The organism is Bacillus sp. AFS055030 (genome assembly GCF_002574545.1).
GTDB lineage: Bacteria > Bacillota > Bacilli > Bacillales > Bacillaceae_G > Gottfriedia.
The window spans coordinates 1-246 of record NZ_NUGT01000073.1 but is presented as its reverse complement, the minus strand read 5'-3'; the positions used below and the strand labels follow the sequence as shown (position 1 = coordinate 246).

General features: G+C 63.0%; 1 protein-coding gene. It reads right to left on the bottom strand.

Going from position 1 to position 246, the window contains the following annotated elements:
* Positions 1 to 246, bottom strand: a 246-nt coding sequence (locus tag CN925_RS16015) for a proline dehydrogenase family protein (RefSeq protein WP_142339243.1), incomplete at both ends; no start/stop codon positions are given.

The following is a 246-nucleotide window of genomic DNA, read 5'->3' as shown; positions in this document are numbered from 1 at the left end:
ACGACCACCTCGTCATAGAGCGGCTCGCCCATGCCGTGCAGGCACTGGAACTCGTATTTGCCGACGGTGAAATCGGGGCCGGCGAGATGGTAGATGGCCGAAAGCGTCTGGGCGTTGTGGGTGGCAAACTGCGGAAAGACCACGTCGGCCGCGGCCAGAAGCTTGCGGGCGCAGGCGATGTAGGAGACGTCGGTATGCACTTTTCGGGTATAGACCGGGAAATCGGCAAGCCCGTCCACCTGCGCC